Source organism: Saccharopolyspora sp. NPDC049357 (genome assembly GCF_040677225.1).
Classification (GTDB): domain Bacteria; phylum Actinomycetota; class Actinomycetes; order Mycobacteriales; family Pseudonocardiaceae; genus Saccharopolyspora.
In genome coordinates, this window is the sequence record NZ_JBFAQJ010000003.1 from 83,193 (window position 1) to 104,630 (window position 21,438).

Annotated in this window: 21 protein-coding genes; 8 read left to right on the forward strand and 13 right to left on the reverse strand. The window is 70.1% G+C overall.

Going from position 1 to position 21,438, the window contains the following annotated elements; genetic code table 11:
• Positions 1-102: 102 nt before the first annotated feature.
• The 3 genes from AB0J91_RS03585 to AB0J91_RS03595 all read right to left on the reverse strand — a co-directional run bounded on the left by AB0J91_RS03585 (position 103) and on the right by AB0J91_RS03595 (position 3,051).
• Positions 103-1,056: a DUF1648 domain-containing protein gene (locus AB0J91_RS03585; protein WP_363863843.1), complete on the reverse strand. Its 954-nt coding sequence runs from the start codon at positions 1,054-1,056 to the stop codon at positions 103-105.
• Positions 1,053-1,400 carry a GntR family transcriptional regulator gene (locus tag AB0J91_RS03590; RefSeq protein ID WP_363863846.1) on the reverse strand — a complete coding sequence of 116 codons (348 nt, stop codon included), beginning with the start codon at positions 1,398-1,400 and terminating at the stop codon, positions 1,053-1,055. Before AB0J91_RS03590 ends, AB0J91_RS03585 begins: the two co-directional genes overlap by 4 nt.
• Before the next feature lie 91 nt (positions 1,401-1,491).
• The gene (locus AB0J91_RS03595) at positions 1,492-3,051 is read right to left on the reverse strand and encodes a DAK2 domain-containing protein (protein ID WP_363863849.1); all 1,560 of its coding nucleotides are present in this window, start codon (positions 3,049-3,051) and stop codon (positions 1,492-1,494) included.
• A 291-nt stretch (positions 3,052-3,342) separates the two neighbouring features.
• On the opposite strand from AB0J91_RS03595, the gene rpmB reads away from it, so the two are divergent.
• On the forward strand, positions 3,343-3,534 hold the full coding sequence (gene rpmB / locus AB0J91_RS03600) for a 50S ribosomal protein L28 (protein WP_132625373.1): 192 nt from the start codon (positions 3,343-3,345) through the stop codon (positions 3,532-3,534).
• 268 nt (positions 3,535-3,802) lie between these two features.
• Here rpmB and AB0J91_RS03605 read toward each other — a convergent pair whose 3' ends face one another.
• Positions 3,803-4,477 carry a uracil-DNA glycosylase gene (locus AB0J91_RS03605; protein ID WP_363863852.1) on the reverse strand — a complete coding sequence of 225 codons (675 nt, stop codon included), beginning with the start codon at positions 4,475-4,477 and terminating at the stop codon, positions 3,803-3,805.
• A 358-nt stretch (positions 4,478-4,835) separates the two neighbouring features.
• Between AB0J91_RS03605 and AB0J91_RS03610 the strand changes: the two genes are divergently transcribed.
• Positions 4,836-6,167 (forward strand): MFS transporter, encoded by a 1,332-nt coding sequence (locus tag AB0J91_RS03610; RefSeq protein ID WP_363863855.1) that lies wholly within the window; start codon positions 4,836-4,838, stop codon positions 6,165-6,167.
• 65 nt (positions 6,168-6,232) lie between these two features.
• Here AB0J91_RS03610 and AB0J91_RS03615 read toward each other — a convergent pair whose 3' ends face one another.
• On the reverse strand, positions 6,233-7,222 hold the full coding sequence (locus tag AB0J91_RS03615) for a thiamine-phosphate kinase (protein WP_363863858.1): 990 nt from the start codon (positions 7,220-7,222) through the stop codon (positions 6,233-6,235).
• A gap of 73 nt (positions 7,223-7,295) precedes the next feature.
• On the opposite strand from AB0J91_RS03615, the gene AB0J91_RS03620 reads away from it, so the two are divergent.
• Both AB0J91_RS03620 and AB0J91_RS03625 read left to right on the forward strand, forming a co-directional pair.
• On the forward strand, positions 7,296-7,529 hold the full coding sequence (locus AB0J91_RS03620) for an Lrp/AsnC ligand binding domain-containing protein (RefSeq protein ID WP_363788958.1): 234 nt from the start codon (positions 7,296-7,298) through the stop codon (positions 7,527-7,529).
• A 39-nt stretch (positions 7,530-7,568) separates the two neighbouring features.
• Positions 7,569-8,156: a DUF3515 domain-containing protein gene (locus AB0J91_RS03625; protein WP_363788957.1), complete on the forward strand. Its 588-nt coding sequence runs from the start codon at positions 7,569-7,571 to the stop codon at positions 8,154-8,156.
• Positions 8,157-8,214: 58 nt separating this feature from the next.
• Here AB0J91_RS03625 and AB0J91_RS03630 read toward each other — a convergent pair whose 3' ends face one another.
• On the reverse strand, positions 8,215-9,306 hold the full coding sequence (locus tag AB0J91_RS03630; RefSeq protein ID WP_363863861.1) for a D-alanine--D-alanine ligase family protein: 1,092 nt from the start codon (positions 9,304-9,306) through the stop codon (positions 8,215-8,217).
• Positions 9,307-9,374: 68 nt separating this feature from the next.
• Entirely contained in the window at positions 9,375-10,793 is a 1,419-nt protein-coding gene (locus AB0J91_RS03635) for a PLP-dependent aminotransferase family protein (protein ID WP_363863864.1), read from the reverse strand.
• 59 nt (positions 10,794-10,852) lie between these two features.
• Between AB0J91_RS03635 and AB0J91_RS03640 the strand changes: the two genes are divergently transcribed.
• Positions 10,853-11,497 (forward strand): pyridoxamine 5'-phosphate oxidase family protein, encoded by a 645-nt coding sequence (locus AB0J91_RS03640; protein ID WP_363863867.1) that lies wholly within the window; start codon positions 10,853-10,855, stop codon positions 11,495-11,497.
• A gap of 5 nt (positions 11,498-11,502) precedes the next feature.
• Here the strand turns inward: AB0J91_RS03640 and AB0J91_RS03645 are convergent, their stop codons facing one another.
• The 4 genes from AB0J91_RS03645 to AB0J91_RS03660 all read right to left on the reverse strand — a co-directional run bounded on the left by AB0J91_RS03645 (position 11,503) and on the right by AB0J91_RS03660 (position 15,365).
• Positions 11,503-11,940: a cysteine dioxygenase family protein gene (locus AB0J91_RS03645; protein ID WP_363863870.1), complete on the reverse strand. Its 438-nt coding sequence runs from the start codon at positions 11,938-11,940 to the stop codon at positions 11,503-11,505.
• Between the two features lie 503 nt (positions 11,941-12,443).
• Positions 12,444-13,535 carry a cystathionine gamma-lyase gene (locus AB0J91_RS03650; RefSeq protein WP_363863873.1) on the reverse strand — a complete coding sequence of 364 codons (1,092 nt, stop codon included), beginning with the start codon at positions 13,533-13,535 and terminating at the stop codon, positions 12,444-12,446.
• Positions 13,536-13,594: 59 nt separating this feature from the next.
• Positions 13,595-14,602 carry an NAD(P)H-dependent glycerol-3-phosphate dehydrogenase gene (locus tag AB0J91_RS03655; protein ID WP_363863875.1) on the reverse strand — a complete coding sequence of 336 codons (1,008 nt, stop codon included), beginning with the start codon at positions 14,600-14,602 and terminating at the stop codon, positions 13,595-13,597.
• Positions 14,589-15,365 (reverse strand): lysophospholipid acyltransferase family protein, encoded by a 777-nt coding sequence (locus AB0J91_RS03660; protein WP_363863876.1) that lies wholly within the window; start codon positions 15,363-15,365, stop codon positions 14,589-14,591. Before AB0J91_RS03660 ends, AB0J91_RS03655 begins: the two co-directional genes overlap by 14 nt.
• Positions 15,366-15,489: 124 nt before the next feature.
• Between AB0J91_RS03660 and cofC the strand changes: the two genes are divergently transcribed.
• From cofC to AB0J91_RS03675, 3 genes are all read left to right on the forward strand, one after another.
• Positions 15,490-16,134 carry a 2-phospho-L-lactate guanylyltransferase gene (gene cofC, locus AB0J91_RS03665; RefSeq protein WP_363863878.1) on the forward strand — a complete coding sequence of 215 codons (645 nt, stop codon included), beginning with the start codon at positions 15,490-15,492 and terminating at the stop codon, positions 16,132-16,134.
• 222 nt (positions 16,135-16,356) lie between these two features.
• Positions 16,357-18,615, forward strand: a complete 2,259-nt coding sequence (locus AB0J91_RS03670) for an RNA degradosome polyphosphate kinase (RefSeq protein ID WP_363863880.1) — start codon at positions 16,357-16,359, stop codon at positions 18,613-18,615.
• Between the two features lie 71 nt (positions 18,616-18,686).
• Positions 18,687-19,643 carry an NUDIX hydrolase gene (locus AB0J91_RS03675; protein ID WP_363864115.1) on the forward strand — a complete coding sequence of 319 codons (957 nt, stop codon included), beginning with the start codon at positions 18,687-18,689 and terminating at the stop codon, positions 19,641-19,643.
• 247 nt (positions 19,644-19,890) lie between these two features.
• On the opposite strand, the gene AB0J91_RS03680 is transcribed toward AB0J91_RS03675, so the two are convergent.
• Both AB0J91_RS03680 and leuD read right to left on the reverse strand, forming a co-directional pair.
• Positions 19,891-20,571 (reverse strand): HU family DNA-binding protein, encoded by a 681-nt coding sequence (locus AB0J91_RS03680; protein ID WP_363863882.1) that lies wholly within the window; start codon positions 20,569-20,571, stop codon positions 19,891-19,893.
• Between the two features lie 231 nt (positions 20,572-20,802).
• The gene (gene leuD, locus AB0J91_RS03685; protein WP_363788946.1) at positions 20,803-21,405 is read right to left on the reverse strand and encodes a 3-isopropylmalate dehydratase small subunit; all 603 of its coding nucleotides are present in this window, start codon (positions 21,403-21,405) and stop codon (positions 20,803-20,805) included.
• Positions 21,406-21,438 lie beyond the last annotated feature (33 nt).

Genomic DNA, 21,438 nt, shown 5'->3' on the forward strand with positions numbered 1-21,438 from the left:
CCCGCGTCACTTGATGACTCGGTTCGAGGTTAGCCGCACCGCCGGTGATCACCGCCGACCACCCGGGACGACGCGCGGGCGCGACCGGGAGGTCCGGCGTGCTCACATCGCCGAGCGCTCCGCGAGCAGCGCGTTGACCAGATCCGCCCCGCGATCGGGCTTGTCCACGCTGATGACGAAGTCGCGCCCGGAGTTCAGGCGCAGCACCAGGCATTCGCCGCCGCGCAGCATGATCGCGGTGGTGGCGGGAAGGACCCGGTAACCCCAGCCGCCGACCTCCAGGGCGCGGTGGCGGGCGACTCGGGCGCCGCTGATCTGCTCCAGCCGGATCCGGCGCACCGGGAAGCGCTGCGGGCCGAACGCGGCGCGCACGCCCTGCTCGTCGACGCGGATCCGCGCCGTCGACAGCGCTGACACGACGATTCCCACGAGCAGTGCGGGCAGCGCGACCTGCCAGCCGGTCAGGACGAGCGTTCCCACGCCCACCAGCACCCCGGCGGCTCCGACGATGACGAGGACTCGGCTGGACACCGAGGAGATCCACACCGCTCGGCGCCCGGGTTCGAGGTCGAGCCCGGCGGCGTCATCGGCCTCGGATTCGGCTCCTGGCTCGTCGGGGCCCCGGTTGCCGATCAGCCGGCCGGCGAAGCCCGCCACCGCCGCCCCCGCCAGCACGGGGAGCACGTGCCACACCGGCAACCGGGCGTCCTGCCAGGCGGTGTGGTCGAGGTTCGTCCACAGCGTCGAGGCCGTGATGCCCGCGAAGAAGACGGCCACCGCGCCCAGCATCGCCGCGGAACCGGCGCGGTGCGCCCGGCGTCGGCCCACGGTTCCCGCGATCACCGCGAAGACCGCGAGCAGCAACCACCCCGGCAGCACGACCAGCGGGAACATCGCCAGGGAGGTGGATCCGTCGGGAACGCCGGCGCCGCTGAAGTGGGTGGCGATCGGGTCCGGGAGCCGCTCGCGCAACAGGATCATCGGCACGACCAGCGCGATGGTCACGACGACCGTCCAGGCGATCGACAGGACCAGGAATGCCTTGCGGTGGTTCACGATTCCTCCTCGATCCACCGCGTCATGTCGGCGGTGGTGAAGCCGCGGCGCCGCGCCTCGGCCACCAGGTCGCGCAGCTGAGCACGCAGCCCCGACTCCGGGTCGGGACGCCGCAGCACGGTCACCCCTCGCCCGCGGCGGAACTCCAGCAGTCCCTCGGCGCGCAGCTCGCGCAGGGCTCGCAGCACGGTGTTGGCGTTGATGCTCATCGCGTCGGCCAGGTCGCGGGCCGGCGGCAGCCGGTCACCCGGCTCGGCCTCCCCGTCGGCGATGGCGCGCCGGATCGCATCGGCGGCCTGCTCGTGCAGCGGCCGCCCGTCCTCGATGTCCAACGTGAGCAACATGATGCCAATGAAACTAGCATCATCCGATTCATTTCGGAACCGGGCGCGACGAACGCGGGGACCCCGCAGGTCCCCCACGATCAGAGCGGAACTACTCGATGCCCATCAGCAGCAGCGAGTCCAAGGCGCCCGCCGGGTAGCTGGCCATCTCCACCTCGGGGTGGGCGCGGCGCAGGTGGGCCGACAGCTCCCCGGGCAGTTCGGGCGGGGTGTTGTCGCCGATGAGCGCGGTGAACAGCTCGCCACCGGCGGTGAGCATCCGGGTCAGCAGCTCCCGCGCGGTGGTGGTCAGGTCCTCACCGATGAGCACGACCTCCCCGTCGATCAGACCGAGGATGTCCCCGGGACGGCACCGACCGACCCAGGTCAGCGCTTCGGCGTCGGCGACGTAGAGCTCACCCCGGCGGGTCGCCGCAGCGGCCTCGGCCATCGCGACCTGGTCGTCGGCGCGGCGCCGGTGCGGATCGTGCACCGCGAGCGCGGCCAGCCCCTGCACCGGCGACGCGGTCGGCACCACCACGACCTCGGGCCCCTCGCCGGACTGACCGGCCACGGCCCGCTCCACGACCAGGGCCGTGTCCAGGTCGTTGGGCAGCACGACCACGTGCCCCGCACCGGTGCCGACGATCGCCTCCCGCAGCTCCGCCGGGACCGGGATCGAGCCGGTGACCAGCACATCGGCTCCCTCGCCGGCGAAGACCTCGCCGAGCACGTCCCCCGGCACGCACGCCAGCACCGCGACGTCGCGGGCGTAGGCGTCCTGCTGATCGGCGAAGCGGGTCACCTTGATCCGGTGCACCCGGCCGGATTCCACGCCCGCCTCGATCGCTCCCCCGATGTCGTCGCAGTGCACGTGGACCGCCCAGGAATCGGCCCCGTCACCGACGACCGACACGCAGTCGCCCAGCTCTCCCAGCCGCCCGCGCAGCGCTTCGGCCCGCTCCGCGTCGGTGTCGGCCAGCAGGTACATGACCTCGTAGTCGAAGCTCGACTCGTGCTCCAGCCGGTCCGACTCGGCGGGCACCGGTGAGTTCGGGGCCAGCCACTCGCCGTCGACGACGACCGCGTGCAGCGCGTCGAGCAGGATCACCAGACCTCGCCCGCCCGCGTCGACGACGCCCGCTTCCGACAGCACCGGCAGCTGCGCAGGTGTCGCGGCCAGCGCGTCGATCGCCGCGCGCGTCGAGGAGCGCACCACCTCGGCCAGGTCTTCGGCTTGCTGCGCGCCGCGGGCGGCGGCGCGCAGCACCGACAGCACCGTTCCCTCCTGCGGCTCGGCGACGGCCTGCCAGGCCAGCTCCTCGGCTCGCCGCAGCGCCTCCCGCCACGCCACGCCGTCGGCGGTCTCGCAGTCCCGCAGCTGCTCGGCCACACCCCTGATGGCCTGCGACAACAGCATCCCGGAGTTCCCGCAGGCGCCGCCGAGGGCGCCTTTGGCCAGCGCGGCGAACACGCCGCCGAGGGTGTCCGGAGCCGCCTCGTCGAGGGTGCGCACCGCCGCGCGCATGGTCTGCAGCAGGTTCGTCCCGGTGTCGCCGTCGGCGACCGGGTAGACGTTGATCCGGTCGATCGCCTCGCGCTCGGCCGACAGCGCCGACATGGCCAGGTCCGCCCAGCGGCGGGCAGTCGCCGCGTTCAGCGTCCGCAACACCCGGGAACCTCCCACGCACGTTAGGATCGGTCGCAGCCGAGACTATCCGCAGGCGGCGCCCTCACGGTGCTCCGCCGCACATCGGCCCCCGGCTCGGGAGCAGCCGGTGGCCGTGGGCTAGACTCATCGGGTCCCAGGGTGGCGATGACCCCGGGCAACCGGGTTCTCCGGGCTCAGTCCGCCGCACGGCGGTGAGCAGGAAGCGCTCCCGAAATGCCTCTCCGATCCGGCGTGGCACGACAGCGGAGCTCTCATCGCTGTAACCGTCAAGCAAAGTAAGGGGTGTCTGACGTGGCTGCCGTCTGCGACGTCTGTGGCAAGGGACCAGGCTTCGGCAACTCGGTCTCGCACTCCCACCGGAAGACCAAGCGCCGGTGGAACCCGAACATTCAGACCGTGCACGCCAAGATCGGTCTGTCCCAGCGCAAGCGCATGAACGTGTGCACCTCCTGCATGAAGGCAGGCAAGGTCGCCCGCGGCTGAGGATGTGTTCTTAGCTAGGAGCCCCGAGGTGGTACCTCGGGGCTTTCTGCTGTTCAGGGCCGGGAAACGTCAGGCAAGCGCCGCAGGCGCTTCCTCTGTGCCCCGCCCTCGCAACCTGCACCGCCGCGGGTTCTCAGACGTCTTCTGGGGAGGACAGCCGTAGCGCCGTGTATTGGCATACATCAGTCTCGGATCCCGGAGCCAGAAGACGTCTGAGGTTCCGCCACCCGCACCGCCACGCAAAAAGACCACTGACAAGTTCCGAGGCCTACGGCAGCTTCCAGTCGATGGGTTCCCAGCCCTTGCTCTGCAGGATCTCGTTGGCTCGGCTGAAGGGCTTGGAGCCGAAGAAGCCGCGATCGGCCGACATCGGGCTCGGGTGGGGCGACTCGACGCACTCCACGCCGGGCATGAGCGGCCGGAGGTCGCGAGCGTCGCGTCCCCACAGGATCGCCACCAGCGGCTCGTCACGAGCAGCCAGGGCCTTGATCGCCTGCGCGGTGACCTGCTCCCAGCCCTTGCCCCGGTGCGAGCCGGGCTTGCCGGGGCTGACCGTGAGAGCGCGGTTGAGCAGCAGCACACCGCGTTCGGTCCACGGCGTGAGGTCTCCGCTGGAGGGCTTCGGGTGACCGAGGTCCTCGCTGTACTCGCGGAAGATGTTGACCAGGCTGCGCGGCGGCGCGACGCCCTGGGCGACCGAGAAGCTCAGCCCCACCGGATGACCGGGCGTCGGGTACGGGTCCTGGCCGACGATGAGCACGCGCACGTCGTGGAACGGTTGCTGGAAGGCGCGCAGCACGTTCTCCGGAGCGGGCAGGTAGGTGCGGCCTTCGGCGACCTCGGAACGCAGGAAGGCGCCCATCGCCGCGATCTGATCCGCGACCGGCGCGAGCGCCTCCGCCCAGCCGGCTTCGACGGTTTCGTGCAGGGGACGTGCTGCCATGCCGAGCAGGTTAGCGATCGACTTCAACGGCCTCACGCACAGCCCCACAACCACTCATCAGTGTCACACGTCACATACCGATGACGTAACGGCGATCGGGAGCTCACCACAAGCGTAATCGGAACTACTCCGAAAGTGCCATTTTCGCCCGTCATCGCGGAAATGCACTCGGCAAATCAGTGACGCTCCGAGAGCAGGTTTCGGCACTTCGAACGTGCGGTGGCGCATAAAGCAAATAACGTGGGAATGCTCGATGTCGCGCTTTTGGTGGCCTCCACTTGGCCACTCGGCTAGGTTCTGGCGAAGTTCCAAATCGACCACGGCCGTGGAGACAACACCCGGAGGTGGGCCGCATCTCATGACTTCTCAGGAAACAGCCGAATCAGAGGCCGAGCAGAAGTCGTTGCTGCGTCGAGCGGTCGGCGCAGCCGCAATCGGTAACTGCACGGAGTGGTACGACTTCGGCGTCTACGCGTATGTGGCCGCATATGTCGGCCACCAGTTCTTCCCCGGTCCGTGGGAGACCGTCTCCGCGTTCGGCGTCTTCGCCATCTCCTTCCTGTTCCGCCCGCTGGGCAGCCTGTTCTTCGGCCCGCTCGGCGACCGGATCGGCAGGCAGAAGGTCCTCGCCGTGACGATTCTGCTGATGTCGGGCTCGACGTTCGCCATCGGTCTGCTGCCGACCTACGGCGCCATCGGCATCTTCGCGCCGATGCTGCTGCTGCTCTGCCGGTTGCTGCAGGGCTTCTCCACCGGTGGCGAGTACGGAGGCGCGGCGACCTACATCGCCGAGTACGCCCCCGACCGCAAGCGCGGCTTCTGGGGCAGTTGGCTCGAATTCGGCACTCTGGTCGGATTCGGACTCGGCGCGCTGGTCCCGACCATCCTGATCCTCACGCTGGACAGCACGTCCATGGAGAGCTGGGGCTGGCGCATCCCGTTCCTGATCGCCGGTCCGCTCGGCGGTGTCGGTCTGTACCTGCGGTCCAGGCTGGAGGACACCCCGGCGTTCAAGCAGCTGGAGAACACCCACCAGGTCGCCAAGTCCCCGCTGCGGGACCTGGTCCGCGAGTGGTGGCGCCAGCTGCTGATCCTCATGGGCATCGTGGTCCTGATCAACGTCGCCAACTACACGATCCTGACCTACATGGAGACCTACCTCTCGGACACGCTCGACGTGCCCGACGGGCAGGAGCACCAGGTGCTGGTCCCGCTGCTGCTGACGGTCGCGTTCATGATGGCCATCATCACGCCCGTCGGCGCGCTGTCGGACCGCATCGGCCGGAAACCGCTGTTCATCTCGGCGGCCATCTGCTTCCTGGTGCTGCCGGTCCCCGCGTTCTGGCTGATCGGCCAGGGAACGGTGCTGACCACCATCCTCGGTCTGGCGCTGCTGGCCATCGGTCACGTGCAGCTGATCGGGCCGCTGGCCGCGACGCTTCCGGCGATGTTCCCGACCAAGGTCCGCTACGCGGCGTTCTCGGTCGGCTATAACATCTCCACTGCCGTCTTCGGTGGCACTGCGCCACTGGTCAACGACGCCGTCGTGACCAACACCGGCAACAGCTACTTCCCCGCCTTCTACCTGATGGGCGCGGCACTGGTCGCCCTGGTGCCGATCCTGCTCATGAAGGAGACCGCGAGGAAGCCGCTGATGCAGGACGCCCCCGCGGCGGCCCCGGCGAGCTGACTGCCGGACCCACCACATGCGAGGACGCCCCCCGGTTCATCCGGGGGGCGTCCTCCTTTTCGCTCCTACCGCCAATGCTCCCAGCCGGTGGGGCCTTCGTAGTCCTTGCCGTCGATGGTCACGCCCGAGCCTTCCGCGACCACGCCGATCTCGCGGAAGTCCGGCGGCAGCGGGCGGTTGGCGGGGAAGGTCGCGATCAGCGCCTGGTCCTCGCCTCCGGTGAGCACCCAGTGTCGGGCGTCAGCTCCCAGAGCGGAGGCGACCTCGGTGAGCCGCTGCGGGATCTCGACCTGCTCCAGGCGGAGGTCGATGGCGACCTCCGAGGCGGTGGCGATGTGGCCCAGGTCGGCCAGCAGGCCGTCGGAGGTGTCCACCATGGACGTGGCACCGGCGACGGCCGCCTGCGGTCCGGCGCCGTAGGGCGGTTCGGGCACGCGGTGCGCGCCCACGACGGCGACCGGGGAGCGGAATCCACGCCCCAGGACGGCTAATCCCGCCGCCGACCAGCCGAGCCTGCCTGCCACGGCGACGACGTCACCCGGACGCGCGCCGGAACGGGTGACGGGCTCCCTGCCCTGCAGATCACCGAGGGCTGTGATCGAGATCGTCAGTGACGGCGACGACACCATGTCGCCGCCGACGATCCCGATCCCGGCCTGCTGTGCCTCTTCCCACAGGCCGTCCGCGAGCTCGTCGACCACGGACGCGGACGTGTCGGGCGGGCAGCCGAGACCGACCAGCAGACCCGTGGGCACCGCGCCCATCGCGTTGATGTCGGAGAGGTTCACCGCGACCGCTTTGCGACCCACCTGATTCGGTGTGGACCAGTCGAAACGGAAGTGGACATGTTCCACCAGCACATCGGTGCTGGCCACCACGCGACCGTCGGGAGCGGCCAGCACCGCGGCGTCGTCACCCGGGCCGAGAAGCGTGCCCGGCGACTGATGACGACCAGCTGTCACTCGATCGATGAGATTGAACTCACCCACCTGGGAAATGGTCTGTGGTTCCTGGGACGAGTCAGGACCCAACTGGGACCTTCCTTCCTTGAGCATCAGCTCGGTCAGATGGGGTAGCTTTCTGCCAGTTTCCTACCCCGAGCACATGGGCTAGACGAAGGGGCACGCCGTGGTACAGGCATACATCCTCATCCAGACAGAGGTCGGCAAAGCAGCCGCCGTCGCCGGCGAGATCGCCGGGTCCGCCGGTGTCATCAGCGCCGAGGACGTCACCGGTCCCTACGACGTCATCGTGCGCGCTGAGGCCGAGAACGTCGACCTGCTCGGCAAGATGGTCGTCGCGAAGATCCAGAACGTCGAGGGCATCACGCGCACGCTGACCTGTCCGGTGGTTCACCTCTGAGGAACCCCTGTTCCGGCCGGGCCCCGGCGTGGTGCTGTGATGGACGGCGTGGTTGAGCACGAGGATTCCGGCGTTCCCAAGCCGGTTCTGATCATCGCGATCGCGCTCGGCGTGCTGCTGGCCGTGGGCGTGGCCGGTGTCGGCGTCTACGGCTGGTACGGCGAGCACCGGATCCGGCAGGAGACCGCCGCCGCCGAGGCCGCCCGCCGCACCGGTCCGCTGGCAGCGGCACCGATCCCGGCACCCGAGGCGCAGTCCCCGGAGTGCGCCGCGGTGATGTCCGCGCTGCCCGCGCAGCTGTCGATCGGTGGCGCCCAGGTGCCGCGCAGGCCCCTGGCCCAGCCCGCACCGGCCGCGACCGTCGCCTGGGGCGACGCCCAGCACGACCCGGTGACCGTGCGCTGCGGCATCGACGCACCCGCCGAGCTGACCCCGACATCGCAGCTGATGGACGTCTCCGGGGTCAGCTGGCTGGAGATCAACCAGGGCGGCGATTCCTCGTGGCTGGCCGTGGACCGGCCGGTCTACGTGGCGCTGAGCGCCCCGGCCGACATCGGAACGGGCCCGCTGCAGGACCTGTCGAAGCTGATCGGCGGGAAACTCCCCGAGCAACCCGTCTTCCCGTAGCCCCAGACGCGAGAAGGCCGTCCCTCACCGGAGTGGGGGACGGCCTTCTCCCGTCGGTTCAGCGCAGGCCGGTGCCGCGCGCCAGCGCCGTGTCGACCAGCGTGGTCAGCAGCGCCGGGTAGTCGATGCCGCTGTGCGCCCACATCCGCGGGTACAGCGAGATCGGGGTGAAGCCCGGCATCGTGTTGACCTCGTTGATGATCAGCTTGCCCTCGTCGGACAGGAAGAAGTCGACGCGGGCGAGCCCCTGGCACTCCAGCGCGGCGAAGGCGCGCACCGCCATGTCGCGCAGCTCGGCGGTGTGCTCGTCGCTGATCTTGGCGGGCAGGTCGAACTCGGTGACGTCGTCGAGGTACTTCGACTCGTAGTCGTACCAGTCGGTCTCACCGGTGACCCGCAGCTCGGCGGGCTGCGACGCCTCGACGCGGCCGTCGGGGAACTCCAGGACGCCGCACTCGATCTCGCGCCCGACCACACCGGTCTCGATGATGACCTTCGGGTCGGTGCGGCGGGCTTCGACGATCGCGTCGTCCAGGTCGGCCCAGTCGGTGACCTTGGTGATGCCCAGCGACGAACCGGCCCGCGCGGGCTTGACGAACACCGGCAGGGTGAGCCGGTCGCGCTGCGCCTCGGTCAGCGTCTCCTGGCCCCGGCGCAGCACCTCGTAGGTGCCGACCTCGATGCCTTCGGCCGCGAGCAGCTTCTTGGTGTACTCCTTGTCCATCGACACCGCGCTGGAGAGCACGCCCGGACCCACGTAGGGCACGTCGGCCATCTCCAGCAGGCCCTGGATGGTGCCGTCCTCGCCGAAGGCTCCGTGCAGCACCGGGAAGACGACGTCGACGCCGGAGAGGACTTCGCCACCCTTCCCCGGTTCGAGCAGCACCAGTTCCTGGCGGGTCGGGTCACCCGGCAGGGCCAGCGCGGTGCCGGAGACGACCCGGGGTTCCTTGCGGTCCCGGATCTCCAGCTGCTTCGGGTCGTCGGTGCCGAGCACCCAGGCGCCTTCCTGGGTGATGCCGACCGGCACGATCTCGAAACGGTCCTGGTCCAGGTGGGCGAGCACGCTACCGCCGGACACGCAGGAGATGCCGTGCTCGGTGCTGCGCCCGCCGAAGACGACGGCCACCCGGGTCTTGCGCGAAGTCATGCGCCGGACCATACCTCGCGCTAGCACGCGTCGTTCTACGAAGCCCTTGCGCCTGCGACACGATGCGGTCACGTGCAGGTTCGCCGGCACAGCCTCGCCACGACCGGCAGCGCGGCTTCGAGCTCATCGCGGGTGCAGGCGGCGTAACCGAGGGCGAGTCCGTGCCACCGCTGCGGACCGTCGTGGTGCCGTCGCAGCCCGTCGAGGACGATTCCCCGCTCCGCCGCTTCGTCGACGACGCGCTGCTCGGTCTCGGCGTCCGGCAGCGGCAGCACGACGTGGGCGCCCGCGCGGTCGCCGAAGACGCTCACCCCCTCGGCGGCGAGGCGATCGACGACGATCGCGCGGCGCTGCGACAGCTCCCGCCGCAGCCGACGCAGGTGCCTGCCGAGGTCTCCGTGTCGGGCGAGTTCCACCAGCACGCGCTGCCCCGCGGCGGCCGGGCCGACGCCGATGCGTTCGCGGTGCCGCTGCACGGCGGTGGTGATCTTCTCGGCGGCCAGCATCCAGCCGACCCCGAGCGTCGGGGTGAGGATCTTGCTGGTGGTGCCCAGGTGCACGACGACGTCCGGGGCCATCGACGCCAGCACCGGCAGCGGCGCGACGTCGTAGCGGAGTTCGCCGTCGTAGTCGTCCTCGACGATCAGCCAGTCCTCGGAGCGGGCGCGTTCGATGAGCGCGATGCGCCGTTCGGCCGGGAGCCGTCCGCCGATCGGGAACTGGTGCGCCGGTGAGCAGTAGACGGCTGCCACGTCGCTCGGGACGTCGTCGACGACGAGACCGGAGTGGTCGACCGGTGCGGGCACGACCTCGATCCCGGCGGTCTTCAGCGCACCGACCGCGCGCTGGTAGCCGGGTTCCTCGACGGCGACCTTCGCCCCGCGCGGCAGCACGGCGGCGGCGAGTTCACCGAGCGCGGTGCTGGTGCCGCCGGTGGCCAGCACGTTCTCCGGCGTCCAGCCGCCGACGACCAGACCCCGGTGTCGCAGCAGGTGTTCCACGACCGCCTCGCGGTAGCTGAGCAGTCCGGCCCGTTGCGGGCGCAGGTCGGGCGCGGTGTCGGCGGCGGCGCGCCACGCCCGGCGCCAGATGGCGCGGTCGATGCCGTCGGCCCACGGGACCCCGGGAACCAGGACGATCACCGGATGCTCGGCGTGCCGGTGCTGCAGGACCGGTGGCGGCACGGCGTCGCTGCGGGCGCCCGGCGGGCTGGTGGTGACGTAGGTGCCCGAGCCGCGCCGCCCGACGATCCAGCCTTCGGCGTGCAGCTGCTCGTAGGCGGCGGCGGTCACGGTGCGGCTGACCGCCAGGTGGCGGGCCAGCGCGCGCGTCGAGGGCAACCGGTCGCCGCCGCGCAGCTGGCCGATGGTGGCCGCGTGCCGCAACGCGTCGGCCAGCTGCACCGCGAGCGGCAGATCGCCGTCCCGGTGCAGGTCGATGGCCAGTTCCAGCAGCGGTGAGCTGGCCGCGGGCACGTCATGTGGCATTTCGGAATTCTCCCTGATTGGCACTTCGATGATGCCACTTCTCAGGTGAGGCTGGTGACGTGACTTCGCAGCTCTCCCCAACCGAACGGTCCACCGTCCGCCGAGGCGCCAAGCGGGCGCGCACCGACCGCGGCGACCTCCACGCGATCCTCGACACCGGGCTGGTCTGCCACCTGGCGGTGATCGTCGACGGTTCGCCGCGCGTGCTGCCCACCGGCTACGGGCGTCGCGGCGACACGCTCTACCTGCACGGATCGACCGGGGCGCGCAGCCTCCGGGAAGCCGGCGAGGTGTGCGTGTCGGTGACCCACGTGGACGGCGTCGTCTACTCGCGGTCGATGATGCACCACTCGATCAACTACCGATCGGCGATGATCCACGGACGCATCCGGCTCGTCGAGGACCCCGCCGAGCGCTGGGAAGGTCTGCGAGTGATCACCGAGCAGCTCGCACCGGGATCGTGGGACTACGCGCGCCGGCCCGACAAGAAGGAGCTCGCCGCCACCGCCGTCCTGGCGCTGGACCTCACCGAGGCCGCGGTGAAGATCCGCACCGGCGACCCGGGCGACGACGCCGAGGACGTCGAGGCGAACGAGGCCTGGGCCGGCGTGCTCCCGCTGCACCGGAGCTGGGGCACGCCGGTGCCTTCAGCCGACCTGATCGCGGAACTGCCCGTGCCCGAACACGTTCTGCGGCGGTCCTGAGCGGATCAGCCGCGGATCGTGCGGTTCGCCCGCTGCGGGCGGTAGACGTGGATGGTCACCGCCGGGTCCACGCCGAGGTTGCTGACCTGGTGGGCGTAGTTCGGGCCGAACACCCGGGACTGGCCGGTGGTCAGCGAGTGCAGGACCTCGGAGCTGCCGGGACGGGCGACCCGCTCCGTCAGATTCCCCTGCACGACGGTGAAAGCGCCGGTGGCGCCGCCGTGGTCGTGCAGATCGGTGTGCTGGCCGGGCAGCCAGCTCAGCAGCCACGCCTCGTAGGCGTCGGTGCGGGCGAGCAGCCCGGCCCAGCGCTCCTCGGCGTCGTAGCGCAGCAGGTGCGCCCAGGATTCGCGGTCGGCGGCGAACTCGCGGGCGATGCGGGCGGGGTGCGCGATGCTCAGGTCAGCGGGCGCGGCAACGGTGTTGGGCGGAACGGCGAACACGTGGAAGTCCTTCGGAGATCGTGAACGAACCCCGGGGCGCAGGCGCGCGAGGACGCCGCGATCAACCCGGGAAGCGGATGAGATCGATCAACACGAAGAACACGAACAGAGCGCGCTGGCGACGCGGTGCAGGTCGATGTGACCCCGTCGGCCGATGAACGCGCGCTTCAACACGCCACGCACTCAACCAGTCCCCCACCCCGCCGTCAACCACCGCCCGCTCCCACCACCCACAACCCGCGACCCACTTCACACCCGTTGGAGTGAGGAGGCCCGATTTCCACTGAAGTTCGAACCCGGAATTCCACTGAAATCCGCAACCCGGTTTCCACTGAAATCCGTCCCACCCGCACCACGAGGGGAGGTGCGAGTGGGACGGGTGGTGCGTCGGATCCGTGCGGACTTAGTCGACTCCGGTCAGGACCGGGGTCGACGCGAGTCCTGACCGGGCTCGACTTTGGGACCGGAACCGGGGCAACTCGGGTCAGGTGGGGTGGTTTGGGTCAGGAGAGGGCTTGGAGGACGTCTTGGACCAGGTCCTGGGGGTTCTCGCAGCCCGCTGAGAAGCGGACGAAGCCCCCGGGGACCGGGTCGCCCCACTGGGCTCGGCGGTCGGCCGTGCTGTGCAGGCCGCCGAAGCTGGTGGCCGCGACCACCAAGCGGCTCTTCGCGATGAAGGCCTGCACCGCGTCGGCGTCGGCGAGTTCGAAGCGGAACACCCCGCCGAAGCGGCGCATCTGCCGGCTCGCCAGCTCGTGCGCCGGGTCCTGCGACCAGCCCGGCCAGCGCAGACCGCTCACCGCCGGGTGGTCGGCGAGGGCGTCGACGAGCGCCGCGGCGTTCTCGGCCTGCCGGGACAGCCGCAGGTCGAGAGTTCCCATGCTGCGGTGCGCCAACCACGTCTCGAACGGCCCGGGGATCGCACCGGACAGCGAACGCGCGCGCACCAGGCGGTTCGCGAGCTGCTCGTCGCGGACCGACACGTGTCCCAGCAGGATGTCGCTGTGCCCGGACAGGGCCTTGGTGTCGCTGGCGATGACGATGTCCGCGCCCAGCTCCAGCGGACGCTGCCCCAGCGGGGTCGCGGTCGTGTTGTCGACCGCCAGCAGCGCACCCGCAGCGTGGGCGCGCTCGGCCAGCGCGGTGATGTCGCAGACGTCCCCGCCCGGGTTCGACGGCGTTTCCAGCAGCACCAGCCGGGCGCCCTCGAAGACCTCGTCGGCCCACGGGCCGGGCGTGGGGATCTCGCGCACGTCCAGACCGAGCTCGGTCAGCTCGTCGCTGACGAACTGCCGCGACGCGTAGTAGCCGTCCGAGGGCAGCACCAGCTTGTCGCCGGCCCGCAGCACCGAACGCAGCACGGTGCTGATCGCCGCCATGCCCGAGGGCAGCAGCACGCAGTGCCCGCCGTCGAGCTCGCCGATCGCCGATTCCAGCCCGCGCCAGGTGGGATTGCCCGCGCGCCCGTAGAAATCACCGCCGGGTCCGGACTCCCCGAGGTGGTACGGCGCGGCGAACACCGGTCCCGGCAGCAGCGGCGCGCCCGCCTCCGGTTCCGGGTGCCCGCCGTGCACCACGCGCGTTCCGTCGCCCAAATCCCCAAGATCCACTGTGGTCACTCCCGCACTCGCGATCGACGCGAGCGCGGACCGGATCACTCGGCCTTGCGCTCGCGTCCCAACAACTCCGCAGCGGCAGGCCCCGGCTCCAGACCTTCGTGGCACACCCGGTGCACCACGTCGGTGATGGGCATCTCCACGCCGTGCCGGGCTGCCAGCTGACGGATCGACGAGCAGGATTTCACGCCCTCCGACACCTGTCCGTGGGCAGCCTCCTGCGCCTGTGCCACGGTCTCTCCCCTGCCCAGCCGCTCACCGAAGGTCCGGTTGCGCGACAGCGGCGACGCGCAGGTCGCCACCAGGTCGCCCAGACCGGCCAGCCCGGCGAAGGTCATCGTGTCCGCGCCCAGCGCGACGCCGAGGCGCGTCGTCTCCGCCAGACCGCGCGTGATCAGCGACGACATCGTGTTGTGCCCGAAACCGAGCCCCGCGGCGATCCCGCAGGCCAGTGCGATGACGTTCTTGCAGGCCCCGGAGATCTCGATGCCCACCAGGTCGGTGTTGGTGTACGGGCGGAAGTACCGCGTGAAGCACGCCTTCTGCAACGCCACCGCCCGCTCCTCCTCGGAGCAGGCCACCACGGTCGCGGTGGGCTGACCGGCGGCGATCTCCTTGGCCAGGTTCGGCCCGGACACCACCGCGACCCGTTCCATCGGCACGTCGGCGACCTCGCCGATGACCTGGCTCATCCGCTTGAGCGTGCTCAGCTCGACGCCCTTGGCCAGGCTCACCAGCGTCACGTCCTGCGGCAGCAGCGGCTGCCACCCGGCGAGGTTCTCGCGCAACGTCTGGCTGGGCACCGCCAGCACCACGAATTCCGCGGCGTGCACCGCCTCGGCGGCGTCGTCGGTGGCGCGCAGCCGCTCCGGCAGGGCGATGCCGGGCAGGTAGGAGTCGTTGCAGCGGGTTTCGTTGATCTCCGCCGCCACCTGCGGACGCCGGGCCCACAGGTAGACGTCGTTGCCCGCGTCGGCGAGGACCTTCGCGAACGTGGTCCCCCAGGATCCGGCGCCCAGCACCGCGATCCGCTCAGGCTGCGCCATCGGTGCCCTTCTTCTTGCGCGCCGAGGCGTAGAACTCGGTGGGCGGCTGCTCCTCGCGGATCTCACCGAGCAGCTCCCGGACCCGGCTCATCGCCAGGTTCGTGACCTCGCGGATCGTCTCCACGTCGGGGTTCTCCGTGCGGTAGGCCGACAGGTCCAGCGGCTCACCGATCACGTAGTTCACGGTCTTGCGCGGGAAGGGCCGGAACTTCTTGTTGTAGTGGTCGTAGATCTCGCGGGTGCCGAAGCGGGCGACCGGGATGACGGGGATGTCGTTGGCCAGAGCCAGCCGGGCCACACCCACCTTCGGCGTCATCGGCCAGCCGTCGGGGTCCTTGGTGATCGTGCCGTCCGGGTAGATCACCAGGACCTTGCCGTTCTCCAGGCCCGAGTGCGCGTCGCGCAGGCTCTTGTGCGCGTCCGCGGTGCCCCGGTAGACCGGGATCTGCTCCACGCCGACCAGCACGTTCCTGAGCACCGGCACGTTCCACAGGCTGTTCTTGGCCATGAAGCGCGGCACCCTGGCCGCGCGGTGGACGGTGACCGCGTCGAAGATCGGGTCGAGGTGGGACACGTGGTTGAGCACGAGCAGCGCACCGCCCTCAGCCGGGATGTTGTGCGCCCCGCGCACGCGGACGCGCGCCAGCAAGTGCGTCAGCGGGTAGAACACCCAGCGGGCCAGGCCCAGCCAGAAGATGCCCATCCCGTGTGCCTTCTCGCTGGTCGTCCTCCGCTGGCGTCGGAGGTTTCTCGATTCCGCCACGGCTTTTCTCCTCCAGATCTCGAGCGCCAGTCAAATTACCCGGCCCCGGCCACAGCCTCGTCAACCAGGCGGCACTTGGGAAGCCCTCCACCACATCGGCGGACGTTGACGCAAGATGGTTCCCGTGACCACCGAGAACACGCCCGACACCGCCGGGGTGCACCTGCTGGTACCGCTCAAGCCGCTGACGCGGGCAAAGTCCCGGCTGCTGGCCGGCCGCGGATCGGCCGGGCACTTCGAGCTGGTCACCGCGATGGCGATGGACACCGTCGTCGCCGCACGTCGCGCGCGAGGGGTCGCGGGCGTGGTGGTGGTCTCCTCCGATCCCGCGCTGACCGCGGCGTTCAATGCTCTCGGCGTCGAGGTGCTGCCCGACCGCCCGGCCGACGGGCTCAACGCCGCGCTGCGGCACGGCGACGAGGTGCTGCGCGCCCGAGGCACGTTCCGCGTCGGCGCGCTGCAGGCCGACCTGCCCGCCCTGCGCTCAGGTGAACTCGGCTGGGCGCTGCGCGCGGCGGGAACCGACCGCTCGTACTGCCCGGACCTCTCGGGCGACGGCACGACCCTCCTGCTGGCCGAACCCGACCAGCCGCTGGACCCGCGCTTCGGTCCGGGCTCCGCCGAAGCCCACGGCGAGTCCGGCGCCAAAACCCTCGCCGGACCGTGGGAGTCGCTGCGCCGCGACGTCGACACCGAAGCCGACCTGGCCTCGGCGAGAGCCGTCGGACTCGGACCCCGCACGACCGCTCGGCTGGGCCTGGGCGAATGAGCGGAAGGTTCCCCTGCGCACGTCCGGCGACGACGCCGGCGCCGATGACAGGAAGGTTCCCCTCCTCCCGCCACGGCCCGCAGGAAGGGTCCCTTCCGCTCACCCGGGTGGCAGGGAGGTTCCCTTCCGCACGTCACGCGAGGTTCCGCTGTGTTCGGACGAACATCAGATGAACGGCATGGTTGCTCGATCTGAAACGGTTTTTTGAGTGACAATGGCTCGGTGAGCACGAACAGCGACCGGTCACCGAAGCGGCCCGCCAAACGCACCTCGTCCGCAGGCAAGGCGGCGGCGAGCCGCGAACCGCGTCCTGCTCGCCGCGCCACCGCCGGCAACGAGACGGCCGGGCCCCTGCCCGCGGTCACCGGCGGTGCGCGAGTTCCCTCGGCGCCGCCCGCTGTGACCAGGGCCGCGGCCACGACGGACCTGCCCGAGGACCGTTACCTCAACCGGGAGCTGTCCTGGCTGGACTTCAACGCGCGCGTGCTGGCCTTCGCCGAGGACCAGTCGCAGCCGGTGCTGGAGCGGGCGAAGTTCATGGCGATCTTCGCGTCCAACCTGGACGAGTTCTACATGGTGCGCGTCGCCGGGCTGAAGCGCCGCGAGGAGACCGGGCTGTCGGTGCGCAGCGCAGACGGGCTCACCCCGCACGAGCAGCTGGTCCGCATAGCCGCGCGCAACCAGGACCTGATGGAGAAGCTCGGCCGGGTCTTCGTCGACGAGCTGCTGCCGGAGCTCGACGCCCACGGCATCCGCATCCTGGACTGGGACGAGCTCGCCTCGGACGACCAGGCCAAGCTCACCCGCTACTTCGAGGACCACATCTTCCCGGTCCTCACACCGCTGGCGGTCGACCCGGCGCACCCGTTCCCCTACATCTCCGGGCTTTCGCTGAACCTCGCGGTGACGGTGACCGATCCGGACGCCGGGCTGCGCCGCTTCGCGCGCGTGAAGGTCCCCGACAACGTGCCGCGGCTGATCCGGGTGGAGGCCGACCGGGAGAACGAGCTGGCCACCTTCCTGCCGCTGGAAGAGCTCATCGCCGCGCACCTGAGCAAGCTGTTCCCGGGCATGCGCGTCTCCGAGCACCACATCTTCCGCGTCACCCGCAACGCCGACCTGGAGGTCGAGGAGGACCGGGACGAGGACCTGCTGCAGGCGATGGAGCGCGAACTCGCGCGCCGCCGCTTCGGTCCGCCGGTGCGGCTGGAAGTCACCGACACCATGAGCGAGAACATGCTCGAACTCCTGCTGCGCGAGCTGGAGGTCGACCAGCACGACGTGGTGGAGGTCAAGGGCCTGCTCGACCTGTCCTGCCTGTTCCAGCTGGACAAGCTGCAACGGCCGGACCTCAAGAACTCCCCGTTCGTCCCCGCCACGCACCCGGCTTTCGCCGAGGGGCAGACGCCCAAGAGCATCTTCTCCACGCTGCGCGAGGGCGACGTGCTCGTGCACCACCCCTACGACTCGTTCTCCACCTCGGTGCAGCGCTTCATCGAGCAGGCGGCGGCCGACCCGCACGTGCTGGCGATCAAGCAGACCCTGTACCGCACCTCGGGCGACTCGCCGATCGTCAACGCGCTCATCGACGCCGCCGAGGCCGGCAAGCAGGTCGTTGCCCTGGTGGAGCTCAAGGCGCGCTTCGACGAGCAGGCCAACATCCAGTGGGCGCGCACCCTGGAGCGCTCGGGCGTGCACGTCGTCTACGGCCTGGTCGGGCTGAAGACGCACTGCAAGACCTCGCTCGTGGTGCGCCAGGAGGGCTCGACGATCCGCCGCTACTGCCACCTGGGCACCGGCAACTACAACCCCAAGACCGCGCGCATCTACGAGGACCTGGGCCTGCTGACGGCGTCCCCGGAGATCGGCGCCGACCTCACCGACCTGTTCAACGTGCTCACCGGGTACGCCCGGCACGGCAACTACCGCCGCATCCTGGTGTCCCCGCAGGGCATCCGGAACGGGATCGTGGAGCGGGTCGAGGCCGAGATCGAGCGCGCCAGGCAGGGTTTGAGCTGCGGTGTCCGGATGAAGGTGAACTCGCTGGTCGACGAGCAGATCATCGACGCCCTCTACCGCGCCTCGCTGGCCGGCGTGCCGGTGCAGGTCGTGGTGCGCGGCATCTGCGCCCTCAAGGCAGGCGTGGACGGGCTCAGCGAGAACATCGAGGTGCGGTCGATCCTGGGACGGTTCCTGGAGCACTCGCGGGTGTTCCACTTCGTCGGCATCGACGAGCACTGGCTGGGCAGCGCCGACATGATGCACCGCAACCTGGACCGCCGCATCGAGGTCCAGGTCCGCGTCACGGACGCGAAGCTGACCGCGCAGATGGACGCGATGCTGGATTCCGCGCTGCACCCGTCGACGCGCTGCTGGGTGCTCAACGCGAAGGGAGACTGGGAAGCCTCCCCGCGCAGCGGCGAGCAGGTCCGCGACCACCAGACCGAGATGCTGTCCGGCCACGGCGCCAAGGTGTCTTAGGAAAACCGTTCCCAGGCTTGTTGAGGAAGTAGAGCGTGACCGACAACATCCCGGTTGCCGAAGCGGTCGAGGTGCCCGCGCTCGTGCGCGCGGCGGGAGCTGTGCTGTGGCGGCCCGGCGCTCAGGGCCCTGAGGTGGCGCTGGTGCACCGCCCCCGGTACGACGACTGGTCGCTGCCCAAGGGAAAGCTCGACCCGGGCGAACTCCCCGCGCAGGCGGCGGTCCGCGAGGTCGCCGAGGAGACCGGGTTTTCGTCCGTGCTCGTGCGCCCGCTCGCGCAGGCGCGCTACGCGGTCCCGACTCGCTCGGGCGAGTCCGCGCCGAAGATCGTCGACTACTACTCCGCACGCCTGCGAGCCGGCGAGTTCACGCCCAACGACGAAGTGGACGAACTCCGCTGGCTGTCGCCGGAGCAGGCGCGCGCGGAGTTGAGCTATCCGCACGACGCGCGAGTCCTCGACGCATTCGACGAGGCCCGCGAGGAAACGGCCACGGTATTGCTGGTTCGCCACGCTAAAGCGGGCAAACGATCCGAATGGTCTGGAGATGACGCTCTTCGTCCGCTCAGCGAAGCGGGCCGCAAACAACGGGACGCATTGCATTCCCTGTTGCCGTTGTTCGCACCTTCCCGGATCTATTCGGCCCCGCGCGTGCGCTGCGAACAAACCGTCGCCCCGCTGGCCGGTGACCGCGGAATCCACATCGTGAGCGAGCCGCTGTTCTCCGAAGAGGTCTATTCAGCCGATCCGCAGGCAGGCGCGCGAGCGCTGCTGGAGGTGGCGGCCGAGGGCGGCACCAGCGTGGTGTCCAGCCAGGGAGGCGTCATCCCGGATCTGGTGACGCGGCTGGCCGATTCGGCCGGGCTGCGGCTGGGCGAGGTGACGTCGCGCAAGGGCAGCGTGTGGACGTTGTCCTTCCGGCCGGACGAGCGCGCCGACGACGGCAAGGCGCCCGGACTGCGCCTCGCGGCGGCGGACTACCTGCCGGATCCGCTGGCCCGGGCGCGAAGAACCCCTGCAGGGCGCTGATCGCGCCGCACAGCGCCGTCGCAGGCGCCTCGGCCGCAGGGACTCGGCCGGCCGCGTTCCGGCGCTCTGCGGGCGTCTGACGCGCCCGCACGCGGGAACGGCCGGAAGAGGAAAGCGACCCGCCGCGCCTGAGGCGGCGGGTTTTCGCCTTTTCCCAAAGCATTGAGCGGGCGGCGGCATCGCCCCCGGGGAGGGGGCTATGCCGCCGCCCGCTCGGTCCACTGAAGCTCGCAGTCGAAGCGAGCGATCACTTCTTGGTGGACTTGCGCGTCGTCGTGGCCTTCTTGGTGGCCGGGCGAGTCGTCTTCGCGGTGGACTTCGGCGCCGCCTTGGTGGTGGCCTTGGCGGTGCTGGCCCGCTTGGTGGTGGCCGACTTCGCCGGGGTCGCCTTGGCCGTGCTGGCCTTGGTGGTGGCCCGCTTCGGCGCAGCCTTCGTGGTGCTGGCGGCCTTGGCGGTGCTCGCCTTGGTGGCCTTGGCGGTCGAAGCCTTGGCGGGGGCGGCCTTCGCCGTGGTGCGGGTGGCGGTCTTGGTGGCCGCGGCACGCGTGGAGGTGGCCTTGCGAGCGGTCGTGGTCTTGCTCGCCGAGGCGGTACGCGTGGTCACGCCGCGCGTGGTGGCAGCCTTGCCGGAGGTCGTCGCACGCGGGAGCTTCCGCTGGCCGCCGACGACTTCCTTGAACTGGGTGCCGGCGCGGAACGCGGGAACGTTGGTCTTCTTGACCTTCACGCTCTCACCGGTGCGCGGGTTCCGGGCGACACGAGCCGCGCGAGCGCGCTTCTCGAAAACGCCAAAACCGGTGATGTTGACCTTCTCGCCTTTGTTGACGTTGCGAACGATGATGTCGACGACGTCTTCAACGGCCTGGCTGGCGGTCTTCTTGTCTCCGAGGCGTTCTGCCAGAGCCTCGATCAGTTGGGCCTTGTTCACTTCAGTCCCTCCCAGGACACAACAACGGCCCCGTTGGGCCGACTCAATGTCAACGGTAAAGCCCCGGAACAACAAATGCCATTCGCCACGCCCCATTTTTTCGTTGGGGCGCGGGCATTCGAGTCCGGGCAACGGGGTCCGCGCAGTGCTTGGAGCAACTGTTCAGTTGTCCCGATCGGGACGGCTTTTTCCTGCTGTGAAAGGAAAAAGCCGTCCCGACGCGGGGAGGCCTCAGCCCTTGCGAGCGGGCAGTGTGGCGGGCTTGAAACTCTGGCGCCCAGCCTCAAAAGTGTCGATCGTCTCGGCGTGGCGCAGGGTCAAACCGATGTCGTCAAGCCCTTCCAGCAGCCGCCAGCGGGTGTAGTCATCGATGCTGAAGGGGACCGTGAGGTCCTTGGCCTGGACGGTCAGTTCCTGAAGATCCACCGTGACAGCGGTGCCCGGCTCGGCCTCCAGGAGCTTCCAGAGCAGCTCCACATCGGACTGCTCGCACTGGGCGGCCAGCAGGCCCTGCTTGCCGGAATTGCCGCGGAAGATGTCCGCGAAACGGCTCGAGATGACCACTCGGAAGCCGTAGTCCTTCAGCGCCCACACCGCGTGCTCGCGGGATGACCCTGTGCCGAAGTCGGGCCCGGCGACCAGCACGCTGCCGGAGGAGAAGGGTTCCTGATTGAGGATGAACTCCTCGTCGCCGCGCCAGGCGGCGAACAGCGCGTCCTCGAAGCCCGTGCGGGAGACCCGCTTGAGGTACACGGCGGGGATGATCTGGTCGGTGTCCACGTTGGACCGGCGCAGCGGGACGCCGACCCCGGTGTGCGTCTTGAACGGTTCCATCGTCACTGCTCCTGGTGGTAGAGAACTCAAGAA

Bases quoted from the DNA above. Each gene is read 5' to 3' on its own strand.
- AB0J91_RS03590 (WP_363863846.1), bottom strand. From the start codon at position 1,400: ATGTTGCTCACGTTGGACATCGAGGACGGGCGGCCGCTGCACGAGCAG.
- AB0J91_RS03605 (WP_363863852.1), bottom strand. From the start codon at position 4,477: ATGGCAGCACGTCCCCTGCACGAAACCGTCGAAGCCGGCTGGGCGGAG.
- AB0J91_RS03610 (WP_363863855.1), top strand. From the start codon at position 4,836: ATGACTTCTCAGGAAACAGCCGAATCAGAGGCCGAGCAGAAGTCGTTG.
- AB0J91_RS03615 (WP_363863858.1), bottom strand. From the start codon at position 7,222: ATGCTCAAGGAAGGAAGGTCCCAGTTGGGTCCTGACTCGTCCCAGGAA.
- AB0J91_RS03625 (WP_363788957.1), top strand. From the start codon at position 7,569: ATGGACGGCGTGGTTGAGCACGAGGATTCCGGCGTTCCCAAGCCGGTT.
- AB0J91_RS03630 (WP_363863861.1), bottom strand. From the start codon at position 9,306: ATGACTTCGCGCAAGACCCGGGTGGCCGTCGTCTTCGGCGGGCGCAGC.
- AB0J91_RS03635 (WP_363863864.1), bottom strand. From the start codon at position 10,793: ATGCCACATGACGTGCCCGCGGCCAGCTCACCGCTGCTGGAACTGGCC.
- AB0J91_RS03655 (WP_363863875.1), bottom strand. From the start codon at position 14,602: ATGGCGCAGCCTGAGCGGATCGCGGTGCTGGGCGCCGGATCCTGGGGG.
- leuD (WP_363788946.1), bottom strand. From the start codon at position 21,405: ATGGAACCGTTCAAGACGCACACCGGGGTCGGCGTCCCGCTGCGCCGG.